Consider the following 20,279-nt stretch of genomic DNA (forward strand, 5'->3'; position numbering starts at 1 on the left):
GCTCGAAGTCGGCTTGGGCCGCGCCGATTGCCACGGAAGCTGGGTCCGGGGCCGCGTTGGAAGATGCAACGACTTCGAAGCCCGTGAGCACGAAGTTGCCGTTGCCTCGACCAAGACCGCCGTTGGGTAGCGACGAATCCGTGAAGACTTCCAAGCGCAGTCCGGTGATTCCCTGCTGGCTGGTGTGGAACGACAGCGTGTACGTTTCTTGCGCAGGGTTCTCGCCGGTTGCGGTAATCGTGGCGTCGTTGGCGGCTCCGAGCGTTGTGCCGTGCTCTGCCGTTGCGCGGTCGGGGAACAAGGGCAGCCAATCGTTCTTTTCGGCGGCGATGCGTGCCAGAACGTCCTTTTCCCATGCGTCTTGGGCAACAGCCAACTCGGGAGTGGGCGTGTCGAGGGCCGTCTTCAGCGAGGCGATGTGCGCGTCGAGACGGTTCAGTTCGGCACTTTGCTCGGGAGTTGGCAGCGGCAACGTTGGCGTCCAGGGACCGCCCGCCGTGTAGACGGGTTCTTCCTTAATGTCGGCGAAGAAGGCCGAAAGGCTGTAGAAATCCTTCATCGTGAAGGGGTCGAATTTGTGGTCGTGACATTCGGCGCAACCCATGGTTGACGCAAGCCAGACCGACGACGTGGTGCGAACGCGATCAGCGGCGTACTTCGCGATGTACTCCTTGGGTTGCGCGCCGCCTTCGGCGGTGAGTTGATTGAGGCGGTTGTAGCCCGAGGCGATCTTCTGTTCGAGGGTGGCATTGGGCAACAGGTCGCCCGCGAGTTGTTCAATCGTGAATTGGTCGAAAGGCTTGTTCTGATTGAAGGCGTTGATCACGTAGTCGCGGTATGCGTAGACCTCGCGGAACTCATCGCCGTGATACCCGTTGGTGTCGGCGTAACGCACGAGGTCCAGCCAATCGACGGCCATGCGCTCGCCGAAGTGCGGAGAAGCGAGCAGCGTCTCGACGAGGTTTTCGTAGGCGTTTGGCGAGGTGTCGGCGATGAACGCATCGACGTCTTCGGGTTTCGGAGGAAGGCCAAGGAGGTCAAAGGAAAGCCGGCGAATCAACGTGCGGCGGTCGGCTTCCGGCGACGGTGTCAGGCCGGCGGGGTCCAACTTTGCGAGTATGAATCGATCGATGGGATTGCGGATCCAGGTATCGTTGGAGACGGAAGGCGGCTCGGGATGCGTGGGCGCAATGTAGGCCCAGTGGGGTTCATAGGTGGCGCCTTCGTCGATCCACTTGGCCAGTTTCTCGCGTTGCGCAGGCGACAACTGCTTTTCCGAGCTGGGCGGCGGCATCATGAGATCGGGGTCGTCGCTCATGATGCGGCGGACCAGCTCGCTGCGGCTGCTGTTGCCGGGGACGATGACGGTTTCGTCGCCGTGGTCCGCGATGGCGTATTCGCGGAGGTCCAAGCGGAGATTGGCCTTGCGCGCGTTTCGGTCGGGACCGTGGCATCGGAAGCAGTTGTCGGAGAGGATGGGCCGGATGTCGTGATTGAAGGTGAGCGTTTGTTTTGCGGGGATGGCGTCGGCAGCGGGAGGGGCTGCCGGAGGAGCAGGCCCTTCGCCTGGTTGTTGAGCCGGTTGTTCGGGAGCCGGTGCAGGCGCAGCAGGGGCTTCAGCGGGCGGAGCGGTTTCCGGAGGTGCGGGCTGGGCCGCGTCTGTTTGCGCCTTCTGCTTTTCGGCCGCGCCAGGGTTGCACTTCAGGCAAACCTCGCCTTTGGCTGATGCTTCTTTGCAGCAATCATGTCCGCAGGCATTGCCGGTTGCCAGCGCTTTAGCGCAACAGCTCTCGGCATCGAAGAGCGCGGCAACTTTCTTCTTCGCCTCCGCGCCGGGATTGCACTTCGCGCACACCTCGCCTTTCGCTGCGGCTTCTTTGCAGCAATCGTGGTCACAGGCCTTGGCGGATGCAAACGCTTTGGCGCAGCAGCTCTCGGCGTCAAAGAAGGGAGCAAGTTTTGCGAGATTGGCATCGGGTTCGGGCTTGGGATCGGCTTTGACGGCAACGCCGAGATTCACGTTGAGTCCGGCGATGCACTGCTTCAGCTTCTCCGCGCCTTCGGGTGTAACAGACGATTGCCAGAGATAGAGGCTCTTCAGATTCTTGAGCCCTTCGAGTTGGGCGAGACCCGCGTCGGTGACCTTGGTCGCGTAGAGGTTGAGGTACTCCAGGTGTTGGAGGCCTTTCAAGTGTTCGAGGCCCGCGTCGGTGATTCCAGTTTTCTCCAGGTGCAACGATGTGAGGTTTGGCAGCGAGGCAAGCTTGGCGAGGCCTGCGTCGGTGATTTTGGTCTCCGCGAGATTAAGCCACGTGACTTGGTCTTTGATGCCGTCGAGCGCGGCCAACTGGTCATCGGCGATGTTGGCTCCGACTATACGAAAGTTTACTTGTACGAGTGGGCTTTTCATGTCTAGCGGCATGGCCAGCGCGCCGGTGGAGCGAATGGCATCCAACGCTTCTTGTGATGCGGGTTGAACAGTCTTCTCCAATTCGTCGAGCACACTGACGGGAGCTGGTTGGCTTGGCGTCGTCTCGGGGGCTGGTGCAGGCTCCGGGGCTGGGGCCGGGGCTGACTCCGGTGCAGGGGCTGGGGCTGGCTCCGATGCGGGTACGGCGGCAAATGTTGCACCTTGCTCGATCCAGAGGCGAATGAGATCCGTTTGTTCTTTGGTGAGCGGGTCGCCTTTGGGCGGCATGATGTCTTCGTGGCCCGCGGGGAGTGTCACTCGTTTGTAGAGCGCGCTATCGTCGGGTTTGCCGGAGGTGATGACGGGGCCGTCTTCACCTCCCGCGGTAATGCACTCGGGCAGATCGAGCCGCAACCCCGCCTTCTGCTTTTCTGCTCCGTGGCAGGAGACGCAGCGTTCGGCGAAGATCGGCTTGACGGAGGCATCGAAGTTGACGGGAGCGGTTTGGTCTTGTGCGAAGACAGTCGCGGAGGCAAGAGACAGGACTAGGAGCGAATGCCAACGGAAGGAACACATACGTGTATGCATGGGAAACACCTTTCGCCAGGACTTGCAGTTGGGAGACATTGTAGATAGTGGCACGGGGTGGTGCAAGAAGAAGACACGGACGAACACGAACTGGCACGGACGAACACGGACTGCGAGGACTGGGGCTTTTGATTGGGCATGTGGAAAGGGCTACAGTCAGGTGACAGGGGAGCATGGTGTCCGAAAATGGGCGTTGTCCAATTGTTGGGGGGATGGGGAATGCAGTCGGTGAGAAGTCTCAGCGTGGTTTTGGGAGTAGGCCTCTTTTTCGCGCTGGCCGTGGGTTGGGCGGGTGAGGCAAACGAGCGTGTGCGATTCACGAACACGGTGGCGTCGATCACCAGTAAGAACCTTGTGCCGAATGGTTCGTTCGAGGTGGGCGAATGCGGGTGGTCGTCGTTGGGGCGAGGCGCGGGATTTGAAAACGCGTGGGCGCCGTTGGTACCGAATTGGGGTAATTTCGCGACGTTGCATGGTTCGGTGGAGACCTCGGGAGGCGCGGAGGGCAATGCATTTCTTCGCATACCACTTGGGGGCGAGAACACGCCGGAATTCAACTTTGACTATTTCAGGCCGGTGGTTCGCAAGGAGCTTCGGCCATTGGCGGCAAACCTTGGTTGGATCGAGGTGACGCCCGGCAAACCTCTCACGTTATCGGTGTATATGCGCGCATCGCGCGACGGAGTGCCGGCGCTATTCGGGGTACAGAACGAGGATCCCTCCGAGGGTTGGGGTAGCGCGCAGGAGGAGGTGTTGCAGGCCGTCACGCTGACGGCGGCATGGCAACGGTACAGTCACACGTTCTCTCCGAAATATCCGTTCTTGTTCGTGGTGGCGGGCCCGAACCTGGCGGAAGAGGAAACGGTGTTCGTCGATGTCGATGCCGTCCAGCTTGAGAAGGGGGACGCCGCAACGGAGTTTGCGCCGCGAAGCGGCCTGGAAATTGGCGTGGTTCCCGTTGCGCCAGCGGGAGTGTTTACAGTTGGCGAAACCGCCTCGCTGAAGATCGCCGCATACAATTCGGCATCGAAACCTGCCAACGCGGACATAGTGTTTGAAGCGACGGATTACTTTGGAGCGGCGGTGGATTTTCCGCCGGTGGATTTGGAGATACCGGCCAATTCGTCCATCGAGAAGATAGTCGAATTGCCGGATCAGCGGCAAGGGTTTTACCGCGTCACGGCGAAGTACGCGTGTGGAAAGAAGGAAGAGTCACGGCTGTTGCGTATCGCAATCGTGCCTGCGCAGTCGGACGAGGAAACGGTCATCGGGGTGAACCATGCGTATCCGACGGCGGAGTTGGTTGGGTTGGCGAAGAAGGCCGGGGTGAGTTGGTACCGCGATTGGTCGTTGAAGTGGCAGCACATCGAGCCGGAAAAGGGGCAGTACCGTTGGGACATCAGCGATCCGCAGATGAATCGTGTGGGCGCGCAGGGGGCGAAGTTGATGGCGATGATCCCCTTCCCTTCCGCGGATTGGAATTCGACCGCGCCAAGTCTGGAGGCCTTGCAGGCCGAATCGTCGCGGTATAAGGCGGGCGGCCAGGGCGATGATCAGGAGTTGATTCCGCGGGCGCGTTGGGCGTGGCCGCCGCAGGATGCGAACGAGCTGGCGGGGTTTGCGACGGCAGCGGTGGGCCGGTACAAGGAGCAGGTGCAGGTGTGGGAGTTTTTGAACGAACCACTTTTCACGCTGTATTCGTTGCCGGATTCGAGTGCCTTGAACAGCACGACGCTGAAGAGTTTCACGATTGACGATTATCTGAGACTCCTGCGTGTGGTTGCTCCGGCGATACGCGCGGCGAATCCGAACGCGCGGATCATGGGTGGACCGGGGATGTTCTTCTCAGGACGGTATACGATTCCGATGGTGGAGGCGGGGATACTCGACCTTGTGGATATCTATGGCGTTCACGACTATCCGGGGAAGGTGCCGCCGGAGGAGCGATTCTCGGATATCGAGGGATTGCGCACCGCGATGAAGGCGCACGGCGGGCCGAAGCCGATGTGGATGACAGAGTTTTCGTATTTCGGCACGGACGACTTGCCGCGCCAGCCGTTCCGGCCGATACCCGGGACGTTTTCGGAGCCGAGACTGCTTTCGGAGAAAGAAGTTGGGGATCGGATTGTGCGGTATAGCACGATTTTCCTTGGGAGGGGCGGCGAGAAGGTCTTTCTGCATTCGGGTTGCACGGGGTCGGTGAATAAGCCGGGAACGGAGAGTTGTCTGTTCGCTGACGGGGCCGTACGCAAGGCGTTTGTGGCGGTGGCAGTGTTCACTCAGTTGATGGGGCCAAAGCCGGAGTATGTAGAGGATGTCATTGATGCAGGTGGTTGCCATTGGTTTGCGTTCAGGAATGGGGATCGTGCGATCCATGTCCTGTGGGATCCTTCGGGAAACGCCACGGCGAAGACGCCTGAGGGCATGAAATGCCTGAATGTCATCGGGCAGGTAGTGGACACGCCCGAGGTGCGATTGAGCGAGTCTCCGATCTACTTTGTGGGACCGGCAGGGGATATAAGGAGGCCGGACATTGCATTGAAGGGAGGCTCTAAGTAGGAGCGCCTGATTCACAAGTGTTGCGCTCGTGGAAGCGCACGGAAAGGGCGCGTGGTATACTGCGATTGGCGTCCGAGATATGGTGAATGGAGGTATCCTATCGATGCGTGTGCAAACGTTCGTGGGGAAAGTGACATTCGAAGCCCTGCAGCAGATGGACGAACACATCAACCAGTGGATGGCGACGCACAACATCGAACCCAAGATGGTGACGCAGTCGTTTGGCTATGACAAGCCGCGCGAGGCGTGCGCGGAGGAGCCGGTCATCGTCACGAGCATCTGGTACTGACCCGCCGCAATATACAGAATCAGGAGCGCGCCTCGATGGTAATGGCAATGTCGTCGGCTTCGCGGAACTCTTCAGTCCTTGTCTGGCCTTGGTTGTCCGTGCGGTTTCTGCCTACGCTGTAGATGACGAACGAATCGTCGCCGGTGATGCGGTATGTGACGGGGAGATTGTATCCACTGATGCCGAAGGCATATCCCCTGCCAGCGTGCCCTCTACGGTCGTCGGTGGGACGCCGGAGGTATCCGAGGGTTTGGCGCTTCGGGGTCTCGAAGTCCGCGAAGATGTCGCGTGGGACTTCCGCGAGGTACGCGGGAACGAGCGCGTCCAGCGATTCGGGCAAGTGACCGTTGGCGAGGCGATAGCGCTCGGCAGCCAAGGCTGATTGCGCCATGGATAGGTACATGCGCGTCACCCACTCGGATTCATAGGAGCGACCGATTGCGGGGGCTAGTATGGCGGATCGGATTGACATGAATTGCGCAGTGCGAATGACTCCGTTTTCCCAGCTAAGCTCCCCCCCTCCAATAGGTAGGGCCGCTTCTTGCTTGCCCCATTCCAGGTATCCGTCGTAGAGCCGCAAGAGGGTCATACGTTCGGCCTCGGACGAGAAGAGCAAGTTGGGGATAATGACAACCGAGTCAAAGACGCCTTGTCTGTAGAGCCTGTCCCTCAGGGAGTGACCGGTGTTCCAGTCGGGATTGCTCCAGCTCCAAGGCATGCATGTGACACTCGTGATGCCAATGACGGATTCACCGACAAGACCGCGATCGAGAATTCGAGACTCACGTGTGGGAGGCAGTATTTGACCGAGAGTCTCCTGGAGGTGACGGAGGTCTGCATCGGATAAGGATGGAGCCGTGTTCACGATATGCTCGGAGGTTTTGGCTACTTGATTGCAGACAGATATGCGCGTCAACTGAGAAATGAGGATAGGCTCCATCGCCAGAGAATCTGCGAGGGGAAGTAGGGCGTCGAAGGAGCGTATGGCTTGATTGGAGTTGCCGGAGCGAGACCAATGGAATGCGTCGAGCATGAGCTGCAGACTCATCTCCCGCACCCCTGCAAGGTGGCTTAGCTCTGCCCACAGGCCTTGCGTAAGGTCAACGGGATATCGCGATTCGCCGGTTGCGTTTTGGGCAATGTCGTTCAGAGTTGGTGCGACATGCGAGGTGACCGATTGCCAGTAGTCTTCTGTGGTTCGCAGGATGTCCTCGGGTACGTTTCTGATCGAGGGGCAGTCGGCTCCACCGACTATGAGCAGGCGGTCAGCGATGGATTCTGGGGATGAGCCTGATGGAGAAGACGATGCAACTTTGCCTAAATTCGCGTTGAAGAATGCCTGATCGCGAGTTTCAAAATCCTGTATCACGGCGAGGTACTTGCCGGCCATGTTCCGGTCTGCAGGAACGGACGGGTACCAAGCATTCAGTTCGGACAGGGTGGCGGGATATCCCCGGCTGTGCCATAGCTTTGTAAATGCGGGTTGGGCGGGCCAAGACAGCCAGACGACGAATACTGCCGTGCATGCGGCGAATGTGTACGCCAGGACGGTGCGAGGGGAAGATGGGGTTTGTGCCGCAACGGGTGATTGAACACGTTTGGCGCTGTGACGTCGCCGGGAGGTATCGAGCAGCAAGGAGACGTATGGGAGCGGGACGAGCGCGGCGGCACCCAGGCACACTGCGACGCTGGCCATTAGACCCCAGAATGGGAGGAGGCCGCCTGAACTCGATTGTGGAACGGCACGAAACAGGAGGCCGGCCGTCAGTAGCCATGAAGCGCACGATACGGTAAGTGCGCGCGGCGTCAGGAGTCCGCGGCGATAGGCAATTGAGAGGGTGAGGATGAACATGGCCGCTACAAATGCGAAAGTGGCAATTTGGCCGATGGCGGCCGAATGTTCTATGTCCCAGGAATAGTCGATGCCGAGTACGCGAAGGACGTCCGCGAGGAGCGCCCAGATGACAACAAAGACGCCAATGGCGCTGACCAGCGTGACACTTACGGTGCGTGTGCCGATACCGAGAAATGCCCATGCGAGTATACCGAGGAAAACACCCCTGGACGCGTAGGACCAGATCACTTCGTGAATCGATGTCCCGCCGATGGCGAGGTCGTAGAGGACGACGTTGGGGAGATAGCCGCGGCCACCGAGGGCGTAGTGTACACAGAGAACGAGTAAGAGTGCCGGGACGAAGGCGATGAGGTTTGCTGCGATGCGGGCCTGGGCGAGTCCGGCGTCGCTAAGAGGTTGCAGGAAATGGAAGCCGGGGTTGCCGGTTTGACGGCGAATGCCGAGTACACCCGTGCGCTCGCCGTGCACGATGGCGCCGAGCAGGAAGGCGCCGAAGATGAGGACAGCGCCCGTCGTATCCATTGATGCATTGGCGGGCGAGTTGATTGAAATCAGGAATGTTGCAAGCGCCCACACGCCGAATGTGACGACGGGGATGATCCATGCGGTGCGCCGCAGCTCGAACCATGTCTGGGCGGAGAGCGGTGAGGTAAAGGCATGACTGCGCGCAGGCCAGTGTTTCGTGATGCGTTGCGGCCATTCCCAGATTTCAGGGATACCGACGCGGCGGCCGACACGGGCCGCTCCGACACTCGCGACGGAGAAACCGTAGGCAATGATGGAGACGCAGGCCGTGAAGACGAAGAGGGCGATAATCGCATGAGACTGCGTGGCGAGGACGGCGCTTATGGTGTCGTCGATATAACGGAAGGTAACGTAGACCACGACGAGAGCGAGCAGGAGCAGCGCGCTGGATAGGCCAGAAATGGGGGCGCGCATCCAGTCGGCGGTCTGGATCGCCAGATAGATGCAAGCGAATACGAGGGCAACCTGTATGCCCGGTGCTTGGCCGAAGATGAGATAGCAGCAAAGAAACGAGACCGCGGCCGAAAGCAGCACAAAGACGGTTCGCAGGGCGAGCGGTACGAGTACGGCGGCCCACGTGGGAATGGGCAGGCGCATAATGCGCTTGGAGAAGCCGCCGACGAGTTCCCCGGAATAGTCCGGGCTGAACACAAGCAGAAGGGCGGTCAGGAATGGGACCGCAAAGACGCCAGAAACCAGCAGTGAATCTTGAAGCGCGCGGGCATGGGGCATGTTCGTCCACTGGTACATGAACATGAAGGGGATGCTCATCATGGCGCAGGTGGCGGCGATAGCGCCACCGACGCGGCATTCTTCCCAGGTGAGGGCCTGCAATTTCGGGGCGAGTCCGGCGCCATCGTGTCGCATTGCGGCGGGTGCTGTCATGGCTGTTGGTTCCTTGGTTTTTGCCACCGGTTAGGCCACGTCTTGAATACCGCGGTCGCCCGCGACGCGGGCCACGAAAATGGCGTCGAGGGTGGGAACGGATTCTTCGAGAATACTTGCGCCTGCGCGGGTCAGTGCGGCGCGGGTGATATCGGCATCGCCGTGGGTAACAACGGCCCATTCGCGGCCTTCGCCTTCGGCAGAGAGGACGCCTGCGACTTTCGGAAATACCTTTACTTCCGTTTCGAAGGCGACGACACGGCGTTGGTGGGTGGCCTTGAGGTCGTCCATGGGCATGATGAGCGAGACGCGGCCTTCGTGGATCATCGCGACCTCGTCGACGACGCGTTCGACTTCGTCGAGGAGGTGCGAGGAGAAGACGACGGTGCGGCCTTCTTCGGCGACGGTTCGCATGACCACGGCGAGGATCTCTTTGCGGGCAACGGCATCGAGTCCCGAGGAGGGTTCGTCGAGCAGAAGCAGTTTGGGCCGGTGCGCGAGGGCGGCGAGCAGGCCGGCCTTGGCTTTTTCACCTCGCGAGAGGCTGCGGATTCTCGTGTTGGCATCGAGACGAAATTGCTGGCGGAGTTGTTCCGCGTAGCCTTGATCCCAATCGGGGAAGAAGGCTTGGGTGTAGCGCATGAGTTCTTTGACGCGCATCCAGCGTGGCAAGTCTCGGTCTTCAGAGAGGTAGCCAATCTGAGAGAGGACGGCGGTGGGGTCGCGCGTGGGGTCCGCGCCGAAGACGCGCACTTGGCCGTCCTGGGGGGTGAGCGCGCCGAGAAGGTGTTTCATCAGCGTGGTCTTGCCTGCGCCGTTTTCCCCCACCAGCCCAAAAACGCGGCCGGGTATGACTTCGAAGTTTACCCGGTCGAGGGCAACCTTCTTGCCGAAGCGGCACGTGAGGTTCTTGATGGTGATAATGGGTTCTGCACTCTGTTCCGTCATGACACGTGCGCTCCTTGTCCGTCGCCATTTCCTGCTTTGAGAGTCGCGTCGCATTCGCGCATCAGGGAGATCAGTTGTTCGAGGCCGTATCCGAGGTGCCGTCCTTCGACGAGCAGCGACTCGGTTCGTTGCTTGAGGATCTTTCGGCATTCGTCGTCGGTGTAGGGCGTGGCGCCAGCCGCGACGTAGGTGCCTGCACCGCGTTTCTTGTAAATGAGGCCCGCGACTTCGAGTTCGCGGTAGGCACGGACGACGGTGTTGGGGTTCAGGACGAGTTGGTGGGCAAGGGTGCGAACTGGGGGCAGTTCGCTGTCGGGTTGGAGGCGGCCTACGGCAATAAGGTGCTTAATCTGTTGCACCAATTGGAGATAGAGCGGCAGGCCGTCGTTTTGGTTCACGGATAAGTGCAACATGGTATGAAGGCTCCGCGCTGCGGCTTTTGTCCTCTGTATCGAAACTGTAATACAATTTGCGAATAAAGTCAAGGGGGAGAATGGGACCTATGGGACCCATGCGATCTATTCGGACGAGGTGGACGTGATGGACTAGGTGGACCAGTCCGTAGCAGTCGGAGAACGGTGTGGGATTGTATGGACTGAGTGAATTAATCGAATTGAAGTGAGGCTTGGGGTGTGGTGTTATAATATTGTGTTGGTTCTGCTATGCGTGGGGCGGCGGCTGGGGGTCGCAGTAATCGCTGACGGGCAACGCAATTGGACAGTCTCTGTATGGCTAATATTGACCTGACCTTGATGTTATTTCTGGCCCTCGCGAGTTTCTGGGTTCCACCTATTCAGTACGGGCTGCGATACGTTGGGGGAGCTTTCTTTCGGGGGCTGGCAGTGGCGTTGATCTTCTTTCCAGGAACGGTAATGACGGTTTTTGGAACGTATTTCGGAGCGGTATTCGACGACACGCTCACGTGGATAACCGTATGGAAGCAGCTCATCGGACCGGCGATTGGAGATACGTTTCTAGAATTCTGGGTTCTCACCGGATTCAATCTTACGGTGTGGGAAATATGCACTGTTATCCTCCGGCATCAATGCCGTTCGGTGGGCAAACCTTATGTCTACACATCGCGACGAGCCGTCTTGGGGAGCGTATTCGTCGTCTTGATAGTCACGGGCATTCCGACCCTCTATTTGTACAACTACAAGACCTTGCAGTACGCGGTGGAACATGGAGACCTTCTGCTCGCTGAGAAACGGCTCCAGAACAATCTACTTGGCGTAGACGCGAATACTGGCTACATCACACGAAGTTCCTCGGATGACACAGTCACCGAACCTCTACTCCCGATTGCGGCACGACGAGGCGATCTCGAGATGGTAAAGCTATTGCTCACACACGGGGCCGACATCAACCGAAGAGGCGAGAGGATTTTTAGGCCCGTCACGGAGGCAGTCTTGGCGTGTCACTATGATGTTGCGGAGTATTTGCTGGAAGAAGGTGCAGATCCGGCGGAGGCGATGGATTATGCTTCAAGAAAGAACGAATCGGATTTTCTACGTCTTCTTCTGGCGCATGGGGGTAGTCCATCTTTAGGGCTTTGGGAAGCAGTAAGGTGCGGCAGGGTTGAGGATCTTCGGCTCTTACTCGAGCATGGCGCGACTCCGCTTGGCATTGGTGGCGATGGCAGGACTCTGCTCGATGTTGCGGGGGAGAACGAGACGGACGAGTGTTTTCAGGTTTTATCTCACTACACACGGGACATACGGCATCCAAATGAAATCATCAGGAGCGGCACGCTAAGCGCGTTAGAGCTGGCTTTGGGGCTCGGCCTAGATGTTAACGCGGAGTATCCCGGACGGGATGGCAAGCCGGAGACTATGTTGGCGTGTGCCACGCGACTTGGGAAGCAGGAGTTCATTGATGTGCTTGTAAAGGCGGGGGCCAAGGTTGATGCGGGTGAGGCGAGTACGCAGAGGGATTTGCCGAAGGGATTGAGGTAGTAGTCGAGGACATAGTAAACAAGCATCCGGGAAAGAGTGCTCCTAATCAGGCGAGGGAAGCTTGGGGTGAATATACTGGCTCTAGTTATGGTAATTCCCTTGATATGTGCGATGTACGCAAGTTACTGGGTGCCACCGATTCAGTGCGTACTTCGTTGTTGCAGGCCGCGAGTATGTAGAGCCATCGCCGTATTGCTCATATTTGTTCCGGGTGCCGCTGACATGATGTCGACAGTCTACTGGCGTTGTTTAGAAAAGGAATTCACGAGAGTCACGATCTTCAGTACGTTCCTCTACGGTAATGCTGGGGGATTTTTCCGCTGGTTCTGGACAGAGACAGGAATCAATCTCGGTGTTTGGGCTCTGCTCTCTGTGGCGATTCGGATGTGGAGTCGCTTAGAGGAAGTATCGTATAGGCCCACGTCGCTGCGTGCACTTTTTGCCAGCATTATTGTCGCCTTTGTCCTCACCGGCATCCCGACGCTCTATTTCAGCAAGTACAAGACGCTTGAGGACGCCGTGTGGCACGGGGACATTGCCCTCGCTGAAAAACGTCTTGAGTTCAATCTTCTGGGGGTTGATGCAAATACCGGTTATATCACGAGCGTTTCTGGCTACGATACGATCACTACCGATCCCTTGCTTCCGGTTGCCGTGAGGCAAGGAGATTTGGCCATGGCAAAGTTGCTCATTGCGCATGGAGCCGACTTAAACAGAGGCGGTCTTCTTGTCTACGGTCCTCTCACGGAGGCAGTCTTTAAGAGAAGCTTCGACATGGTGACCTTTCTCTTGGAGCAAGGAGCTGACCCAAGTTCGGGCGTTGGAGCAGCCGCGAGTCTGAACACATCCGAATTCCTGGAACTCTTCCTCGCGCGTGGAGGCCGCCCGTCTTGTGGGCTGAGCTGGGCCATTTACGACAATAGAGCCGAGAATCTTCAACTTCTACTCGATCATGGAGCGACTCCCCTGGGTGTTGACTCGGCTGGCAGGACTCTACTAGATGTAGCCGGGACAAAGGACACTGACGACTGCTTTCGCATCTTGTCTCAGTACACGCGGGACATTCGGCATCCGAATGAATTCATTGAGCATGGCAAGATGGGGGTGTTGGAGTTGGCTTTTGGGCTCGGTCTTGATGTCAATGCGGAGTATCCCGGTCAAAACGGCAAACTAGAGACTATGTTGGCGTGTGCAACGCGACTTGGGAAGCAAGAGTTCATTGATATGCTTGTGAAGGCGGGGGCCAAGTCCGATACGGGTGAGGCGAGTACACGCGGAGATGCAAGCGAGGGCACTCTGCGGTAATCGAGTGGAAGCGAATATGGAAGCTGGCGGCAGGTGGAATGCGAGTTCGCGCGAGGGGGAAGCAGTGACTGACACAAGAAATGAGTTCGCCGTAAGCGTCCAGCAAAAGACGGTTTGGGACAGGCTGTACGTCGTGTGCTTGTGGATTACGCGAATCGTACTTGTTCTTGGAGTAATACCGTTTGGCGTGCTTTCGGAGGGATTTGGTATTGACCTTCCGACCGGGCCATTCAGCCGTCATCAGCTCGTTGTGCCACTCTTCCTTTTAATGATGACCTGCTTCTTCTACTGTTTGTCCTTCATTCTGTACACACGCATGCGCGGTTGGTTGCGGTATGTCGTTTTCCCGTTGTGGGCGGCATTTCTCTTGGTCTTCTTTGGGGGATTCTTGTACACGGCGGTGTGGGCACACGTCGTTTCGAGCATGCCGCAGTTTCAGGCTGAGGAGAGTCTGGCGGCATCGACCAATGTCGAGTAGACGCTCTGTTCACACGGGACACGACTGCCCATCGTAAGGTGGAGATTGTCTTGTCTAATGCCAGATCCTTCGTTCGGCGGGGGCGGACTCCTTAGAAACGGACCGTGAAAGTTGCTTTCGCCCTTACAGGGCTCACGTTGGGTGGGGGCTGGTACCTGGGGTTTCGATTCGCGTCCCAGACGCGAATCGAAACCCCAGGCTAGAGTCTGCCGTGCCTACGGCACTCCGGAGAGAAGGCTCCGCTTAGTTTTTGTTTCTACCACTGAAACCCGCGCTCGCGCGATCCATCGCTCAGGATGACACGCAAGTCAGACGCGTGTGCTTGGGAGCCGATCTTTTACAAAGGTGCAGATCTCGTGCAGGGCTTTGGTGGCTTCGGGAAAGAGTGGGGCGCAGGCGGGGTAGCAGTGGAATAGTCCCTCCCCCACTTCGAGTTTTACATCGACACCGGCGTCGGCGGCTTTCGTGGCGAAACGGGTGGAATCGCTGAGAAGCAGTTCGTTGCCGCCGACGTAGATGCGGATGGGTGGTAGGCCGTGCAGGTCGCCGAAGAGCGGCGAAATCCAGGGGTTGGTGCGGTCGTTGTCGCGGGCGTAGTAGTCCGCAAAAACGATCTGGGCTTCTTTCCAACATAGCGTATCGACCTGAGCGTTGGTTTCCCAGGAGTCGCCGGAGTTGGTAAGGTCGGTCCAGGGGGACATCGCGATCGCGCACGCAGGCATGGGGAGACCTTGGTCGCGCGCGGCAATGAGCGTGGCAAGGGCGAGTCCGCCGCCGGCGGAATCGCCGATGAAGGCGATCTTGGCGGGAGCATACCCTTCGGAGAGGAGCCAGCGGTAGGCGGAGACGGCGTCGTCAAGCGCGGCGGGAAACGGGTGCTCGGGTGCGAGGCGGTAGTCGAAGCAGAGGGCTTGCGTGTTGGCGCCGTTGGCGAATTTGGAGACGATGGCGCGGTGTGCGGCGCAGGAACCGGTGGCGTAGCCGCCGCCGTGGACGTAGAGGATGGCGGTGTCTTTTGAGGCGTCTGCGGGACGGACCCATTCGGCGTGCATAGCGTCGATCGTCACGGACTCGATGTTCATGCCCTTCGGCAACTTTCCGAAGAAGGATGCGCCGCGCTCGATCTCCTTGCGGAGATCGGGGACCGAGGTGTCGTAAGTGACGAAACTGCGGCGTTTCCATTGGAATCGCATGAGATGGCGGTATTTCAGGGCTAGTACGAACAGCCTAGACTTCAGGCTTGGCATGACTTCCTCCTGGCGGGCACTCTCCCCCCGCCGCTATTTCTTCCGTGTGGCCCGCGGCGCCAAGAACATCCTGGCGAGAATCTGCGGGTCGGGTTTCTTAAATGTCTCCGTGTGGACGGCTTTATAGATGGCGAGTCCGTTGAACGAGGTCCAGAAGACGAGGGCAAGTTCTTTGGGTTTGCCTTCGCGGATGGTTCCGGCGCGTTGGCCCGCGGCCATGATGCGGGCGATGACTTCGTAGGGCTTGCGGTATTCGCGTTCGATGACAGCTTTCGCCTCTTTGGGAATGGCGTCGGAGATCGTCGCGTGGGCAATGAGCACGCAGGTGCGAGCAAAGTCTTCGCTTTCGTCGAGGCTCTTCAGGAGGGCTTCGAGGGCCAGGGCAATTTTCGTGTGCGGGGGCGCATCCATTTTGGCGAGGCCGGTGCAGGCTTCGTTCATTTTGTCGAAGGCATTGCGGATGAGTTCGGTGAAGATCGCTTCCTTGGACGTGAAGTAGTGGTAGAGCAGTCCGCCGGACATGCCGGATTCGCCGGCGATATCGGCGATCTTGGTGGCGGCGAGGCCTTTGGTGGCGAAGAGGCGCACCGCAGTGGAAAGGATGCGCTGTGTGCGCTGGTCTTTCATGCGTTGGTTTTGGTCGGGGTTGCGTCCCACGGGGAGGATCCTTTGATTGAATGATTATTTAATCAATTGTAGTGGGTGGACAAAGGGAAGTCAAGGGGGACACGGACTGTCACGGACTAACGCGGACGAGATGGACGAGATAGACGAGGTGGAAGAGGTGGACGAGGTGGATGGCGCAGATGGCATGGCCTGCAATTGGGACCTTTCTCACGCAGACGCGCGGAGGCGCAGGGAGCGCCGGGAAGGAGTTGGGGCTTTGAGCTCAAATTTGAAATTTGAGATTTGAAAACAAAGACGGGCGAGGCCGTCGGCGAAATGGGATGGAATTGGGGGTGCGCAGTAGCAGGAGGACGAGGGAAGTGTCGATTAGTAAAAGAATCCGCTGGACAAAGGCCGGACAGATTTAACGAACTTGAGGGACTGCGTGCGGTGATTCGAGGCGCAACACCCACAATCTAAGTCGTTGACACAATCCAAGCCGTTGTCTGGACGAGGGAGCGGCCTTATACTTCGATGGGCAGGCGGGAGAGGGCACGAGTGCACGTAAAGGATAAACCGATGCGGCTATTTCATACGGTAGTGGTGCTGGGTGTGGCGGCATTTTCCGCGGCGCACGTTGATGCGGCGATGGAGCCGGGGACGTTGCGGTGTGAGTATTTGACGAATCCGTTGGCGGTCGATGTGGCGCGGCCGCGTTTGAGTTGGACGGTTGCGTCGGATGTGCGGGGAGACGCGCAGACGGCGTATCGGATCGTTGCGGCAAGCGCACCGGAGTTGCTGGCGAAGGATCAGGGCGATCTGTGGGACACGGGGAAAGTTGCGTCAGATGCGACGGCGCAGATTGCTTATGCGGGTAGGGCGCTTGAGCCAGGAGCGGCATGTTATTGGAAAGTGCGCGTGTGGGATGCGGCGGGCGCGGAGTCGCCGTGGAGCGCGGCGGCAATGTGGCGCGCGGGACGCATGGGCAATGGAAATTGGGCGGCGAAGTGGATCGATGTGCCGGGCGAGGTGGCGGAGCGGAGGCCCGCGTCGTTGTTTCGCAAAGAGGCGGTGATCGAGAAGCCGATCCGGAGCGCGATGGCGTATATATCGGCTTTGGGCGTGTATGAACTGCAGATCAATGGCCAGCGCGTGGGTGAGCAAATCCTTGCGCCGGAATGGACGGATTACCACGTTCGCGTGCAGTACCAGACCTACGATGTCACGGGGTTGTTGACGCGGGGCGAGAACGCGTTTGCGGCGACGGTGGGCGATGGGTGGTATTCGGGACGGATTGGGTTGTCGAACATCGTGCCGAACGGTCCGACGTGGGGACATTACGGCAAGAATCCGAAGCTGTTGATGCAGGTTGAGGTCGAGTTCGAGGATGGGACGCGACAGCAGATTGTAACGGATGGGTCGTGGACGTGTTCGCTGGAGGGACCGATCCGCCGCAACGACACGCTTGATGGCGAAGTGCAGGATGGGCGCAAGGAGTTGCCGGGCTGGGATAAGGCCGGGTATGACGACACCGCGTGGACGGCAGCGAATGCAAGCGAGATTGGCGAGAAGCCGCTGTTGGTGGCGCAGTGCAACGAGCCGATTCGTGTGATTGAAGAGTTGAAGCCGATTGGGTTAACGGAGCCGAAGCCGGGCGTTTTCGTTTATGACCTCGGGCAGAACATGGTGGGGTGGTGCCGGTTCGCGCATGAGGCGCCGGCGGGGACAACGGCGACGTTTCGGTATGGCGAGGCGTTGAACGACGATGGCACGTTGTACACAGCGAATCTGCGTGGCGCACCGCAGACGGACGCGTATACGTATCGCGGTGGCGGTGCGGAGACGTTCGAGCCGCATTTTACGTATCACGGGTTCCGGTACGTCGAAGTAACGGGGTTGCCCGCAAAACCGGCGCAGGATGCGTTGCTGGGGCGCGTGTTTAATTCGTCGTCGCCGGAAATTGGCGCGTTCGAATGTTCGAGTGAGTTGCTGAACAAACTGGCGCACAACATCCTTTGGACGCAGCGCGCGAACATGATGAGTGTGCCGACGGATTGTCCGCAGCGTGACGAGCGGCTGGGCTGGATGGGCGATATCCAGGTGTATTCGCAGACGGCGATTTTCAACATGGATATGGCGGGGTTCTTCACGAAGTGGTTGCAGGATGTGCGCGACAATCAGGCGGCGGACGGGCGGTTCCCGGATTTTGCGCCGCATCCATTCGACTACAACGCGCGGTTTTCGGGTGTGCCTGCGTGGGGCGATGCGGGGGTGTTCGTACCGTGGCGTGTGTATGAGAACTACGGGGACACGCGGCTGCTGGAGACGCACTTCGAAGCGGCGCGTCGTTGGGTAGACTACATTCACGCGGCGAATCCCGATTTGATTTGGAGCCAGGGTCGCAACAACGACTACAACGATTGGCTGAACGCGGATACGTTGAAACTGGAGAATTGGCCGAAGTCGGGCGGGGCGGTGCCGCCGGAGGTGCTGGCGACGGCGTTCTTTGCGCGTTCGACGGAATATGTGTCGCGCATGGCAGATGTGATCGGACGCAAGGACGATGCAGCAACGTATGGTTCGCTCGCAAAGGCGATCAAGGCGGCCTTCTGCAGGGAGTTTGTCGCGGCGGATGGGCGCATCAAGGGCGATACACAGGCGGGCTATGCGTTGGCGTTGAACTTCGAGATGTTGCCGGAGGAGATGCGGGAAAAGGCTGTCGGCCATATGCTGGCGGGGCTCGTGAAATACAACGGGCACATATCGACAGGGATACAGAGCACGATTCGGATGATGCTGGAGTTGAGTCGCGCGGGCTATGACGACGTGGCGTATAAGCTCATCAACAACCGGACGATGCCGTCGTGGGGCTATTCGATCGAGCAGGGTTCGACGACGATTTGGGAACGTTGGGACGGGTATGTGGTTGGGCGCGGGTTCCAAGACCCGGGTATGAATTCGCTGAATCATTGGGCGATTGGGGCGGTCGGCGAATGGATGTATAAGACGATACTCGGGATCAATGCGGGCGCGCCGGGGTATAAGAAGATAGTGATTCGGCCGGTGCCGGGCGGTGGGCTGACGTATGCGAAGGGGCACTACGATTCCATCCGGGGGCGTATCGCGGTGGATTGGACGTTGGATGGCGGCGCGTATGCGTTGAAGGTGTCGATTCCCGCGAATACGACCGCGACGGTGTATGTGCCTGCGGCGTCGGCGGAGCAGGTGCAGGAGAACGGCAAGCCGGTGGCGGACGTGGCGGGGATTCGGAGTGTGGAGTCGGAGAAGGTAGGGTTTGTTGCGTTTGACGTGGGGTCGGGAGAGTATGCGTTTGCGGTGAAGCAGTGAAGACGACTTGCCGCGAGAAAAGGCAGAGATTTCGAAAGAAAGAATGAAGAGATCTCGCGCAGAGGCGCTAAGACGCAGGGAGGTAACGGGTAAGCGCGCAAGCTTCGGTGGATAGGCGGGGAAATTATAATTCGAAATTGAACGAATGAAAAGCGAGAGCTTCAAGTTGCCGCGAAAGAACGCGAAGCGTGCGAGAGTTGTTGGAGAAGCTCATTGGCACTTGCGTAATTCTGGGCTATGAAATTTGGGGAACATGATGAAATCAGGTGAGGCACTTTGGAATCCGGCGAGGGTAGCGCGGGAAATTACGGATGGGGCGATCTTTCGTGTGCTGGGCGAGGAGGCGCGCACGGCGTTGTCGGCACTGGATGCGATTCCATCGCGGGTAGTCACGGCGTTGACCGATCCAAAACCGCTCGACATTAGCATGCCGGTGTTGGACGCCGTGTTGGCAGCGCAGTATTACGAGGTGTTTGAGGCGTTGCAGCCGCCGCGCAGGATGACGGTGTTTGAACCGTGCGTAGGGGCGTCGTGTCCGGTGATCCTCGCGATGGAGGCGTATACTGGCGGAGAGGCCTCGTACACGACAATCAATCTAAATCGGAAGTTGCGCGATCAGTTGCAGGTCAAGATCGCGCATCTGAAATCGGAGATTCGGATCGTCGAGGATAACGCGCAGAATGTGTCGCAGTATCTGGGGCCGGGGAGCGTGGATGTGGCGTGTTTTCATCACGCGGTGAACGACATTTTGCAGACGGCGGTGTCGGAGCCGCGCGGAATGGACACGACGGCGGTGGATTGGTTTCCGAATGAGCGGCAGATGATCGAGTGGCTCGCGGAAGACGCTCAGGAGGGTCGAATTGAGGTGCGCGGTAAACCGGAGTTGATGCAGATTGTCGGGGATGTGGCGCGGCTCGTGAAGCCGGGCGGGTACATGGTGTTTGACCACTTCAATTGGTGCAGGTTTATTGGGGTGGATTGGTTTCCGTGGGAGTTGTTCTACAACCTGATTCCGATGACAAGAGCGTGGATTAAGGAAAGCGGGCTGGCAGTCAGTGAGGTGGAGTTGGAAGGAGTCAATCGGCAGTGGTGGATGGTGTTAAGAGTGGACTGAATGGGACCTATGCGACCTATGCGACCTATGCGACCTATGGGACCTATGGGACCTGTGGGACCTAAAGGCCCGAAGACCGAAGGACCAATTGGACAGGATTTACATGATGAACAAGATTGAGAAGAGGGACTAGAAGTAGACAGATGGATTTGCACGAGCGTGGATGG

The 20,279-nt window shown here is 58.7% G+C and carries 13 protein-coding genes; 7 read left to right on the plus strand and 6 right to left on the minus strand.

Annotated features, from left to right (window positions below; translation table 11 throughout):
• On the minus strand, window positions 1–2,998 hold a 2,998-nt coding region (locus K1Y02_16665), incomplete at its 3' end, for a DUF1549 domain-containing protein (protein ID MBX7257995.1).
• Window positions 2,999–3,217: 219 nt separating this feature from the next.
• Here K1Y02_16665 and K1Y02_16670 point away from each other — a divergent pair.
• Window positions 3,218–5,557 (plus strand): hypothetical protein, encoded by a 2,340-nt coding sequence (locus tag K1Y02_16670; GenBank protein MBX7257996.1) that lies wholly within the window; start codon window positions 3,218–3,220, stop codon window positions 5,555–5,557.
• Between the two features lie 103 nt (window positions 5,558–5,660).
• Window positions 5,661–5,846: a hypothetical protein gene (locus tag K1Y02_16675; protein ID MBX7257997.1), complete on the plus strand. Its 186-nt coding sequence runs from the start codon at window positions 5,661–5,663 to the stop codon at window positions 5,844–5,846.
• A gap of 19 nt (window positions 5,847–5,865) precedes the next feature.
• Here the strand turns inward: K1Y02_16675 and K1Y02_16680 are convergent, their stop codons facing one another.
• The 3 genes from K1Y02_16680 to K1Y02_16690 are packed head-to-tail and all read right to left on the minus strand — an operon-like array spanning window position 5,866 to window position 10,469.
• The gene (locus tag K1Y02_16680) at window positions 5,866–9,111 is read right to left on the minus strand and encodes a hypothetical protein (GenBank protein MBX7257998.1); all 3,246 of its coding nucleotides are present in this window, start codon (window positions 9,109–9,111) and stop codon (window positions 5,866–5,868) included.
• Between the two features lie 30 nt (window positions 9,112–9,141).
• On the minus strand, window positions 9,142–10,059 hold the full coding sequence (locus tag K1Y02_16685) for an ABC transporter ATP-binding protein (GenBank protein ID MBX7257999.1): 918 nt from the start codon (window positions 10,057–10,059) through the stop codon (window positions 9,142–9,144).
• Window positions 10,056–10,469 (minus strand): GntR family transcriptional regulator, encoded by a 414-nt coding sequence (locus tag K1Y02_16690; GenBank protein ID MBX7258000.1) that lies wholly within the window; start codon window positions 10,467–10,469, stop codon window positions 10,056–10,058. The genes K1Y02_16685 and K1Y02_16690 overlap by 4 nt, the downstream gene beginning before the upstream one ends.
• Window positions 10,470–10,787: 318 nt before the next feature.
• Here K1Y02_16690 and K1Y02_16695 point away from each other — a divergent pair, with 318 nt between their 5' ends.
• The 3 genes from K1Y02_16695 to K1Y02_16705 all read left to right on the plus strand — a co-directional run bounded on the left by K1Y02_16695 (window position 10,788) and on the right by K1Y02_16705 (window position 13,797).
• Window positions 10,788–12,014 carry an ankyrin repeat domain-containing protein gene (locus K1Y02_16695; GenBank protein ID MBX7258001.1) on the plus strand — a complete coding sequence of 409 codons (1,227 nt, stop codon included), beginning with the start codon at window positions 10,788–10,790 and terminating at the stop codon, window positions 12,012–12,014.
• 222 nt (window positions 12,015–12,236) lie between these two features.
• The gene (locus K1Y02_16700; GenBank protein ID MBX7258002.1) at window positions 12,237–13,319 is read left to right on the plus strand and encodes an ankyrin repeat domain-containing protein; all 1,083 of its coding nucleotides are present in this window, start codon (window positions 12,237–12,239) and stop codon (window positions 13,317–13,319) included.
• A gap of 64 nt (window positions 13,320–13,383) precedes the next feature.
• Window positions 13,384–13,797 (plus strand): hypothetical protein, encoded by a 414-nt coding sequence (locus tag K1Y02_16705; GenBank protein ID MBX7258003.1) that lies wholly within the window; start codon window positions 13,384–13,386, stop codon window positions 13,795–13,797.
• 308 nt (window positions 13,798–14,105) lie between these two features.
• On the opposite strand, the gene K1Y02_16710 is transcribed toward K1Y02_16705, so the two are convergent.
• On the minus strand, window positions 14,106–15,044 hold the full coding sequence (locus K1Y02_16710; GenBank protein ID MBX7258004.1) for an alpha/beta hydrolase: 939 nt from the start codon (window positions 15,042–15,044) through the stop codon (window positions 14,106–14,108).
• A gap of 33 nt (window positions 15,045–15,077) precedes the next feature.
• A complete protein-coding gene (locus K1Y02_16715) occupies window positions 15,078–15,701 on the minus strand; it encodes a TetR/AcrR family transcriptional regulator (protein ID MBX7258005.1) in 624 nt (207 codons plus the stop codon).
• A 507-nt stretch (window positions 15,702–16,208) separates the two neighbouring features.
• Here K1Y02_16715 and K1Y02_16720 point away from each other — a divergent pair.
• Together K1Y02_16720 and K1Y02_16725 are read left to right on the plus strand one after the other, a co-directional pair.
• A complete protein-coding gene (locus K1Y02_16720; protein MBX7258006.1) occupies window positions 16,209–18,998 on the plus strand; it encodes a glycoside hydrolase family 78 protein in 2,790 nt (929 codons plus the stop codon).
• A 253-nt stretch (window positions 18,999–19,251) separates the two neighbouring features.
• Entirely contained in the window at window positions 19,252–20,112 is an 861-nt protein-coding gene (locus tag K1Y02_16725) for a hypothetical protein (GenBank protein MBX7258007.1), read from the plus strand.
• Window positions 20,113–20,279: the final 167 nt, after the last annotated feature.

The organism is Candidatus Hydrogenedentota bacterium (assembly GCA_019695095.1).
GTDB lineage: Bacteria > Hydrogenedentota > Hydrogenedentia > Hydrogenedentales > SLHB01 > JAIBAQ01.

Coding starts and splice junctions, on each gene's coding strand:
- K1Y02_16695 (MBX7258001.1), top strand. CDS start 10,788: ATGGCTAATATTGACCTGACCTTGATGTTATTTCTGGCCCTCGCGAGT.
- K1Y02_16700 (MBX7258002.1), top strand. CDS start 12,237: ATGATGTCGACAGTCTACTGGCGTTGTTTAGAAAAGGAATTCACGAGA.
- K1Y02_16725 (MBX7258007.1), top strand. CDS start 19,252: ATGATGAAATCAGGTGAGGCACTTTGGAATCCGGCGAGGGTAGCGCGG.
- K1Y02_16670 (MBX7257996.1), top strand. CDS start 3,218: ATGCAGTCGGTGAGAAGTCTCAGCGTGGTTTTGGGAGTAGGCCTCTTT.
- K1Y02_16680 (MBX7257998.1), bottom strand. CDS start 9,111: ATGACAGCACCCGCCGCAATGCGACACGATGGCGCCGGACTCGCCCCG.
- K1Y02_16710 (MBX7258004.1), bottom strand. CDS start 15,044: ATGCCAAGCCTGAAGTCTAGGCTGTTCGTACTAGCCCTGAAATACCGC.
- K1Y02_16675 (MBX7257997.1), top strand. CDS start 5,661: ATGCGTGTGCAAACGTTCGTGGGGAAAGTGACATTCGAAGCCCTGCAG.
- K1Y02_16685 (MBX7257999.1), bottom strand. CDS start 10,059: ATGACGGAACAGAGTGCAGAACCCATTATCACCATCAAGAACCTCACG.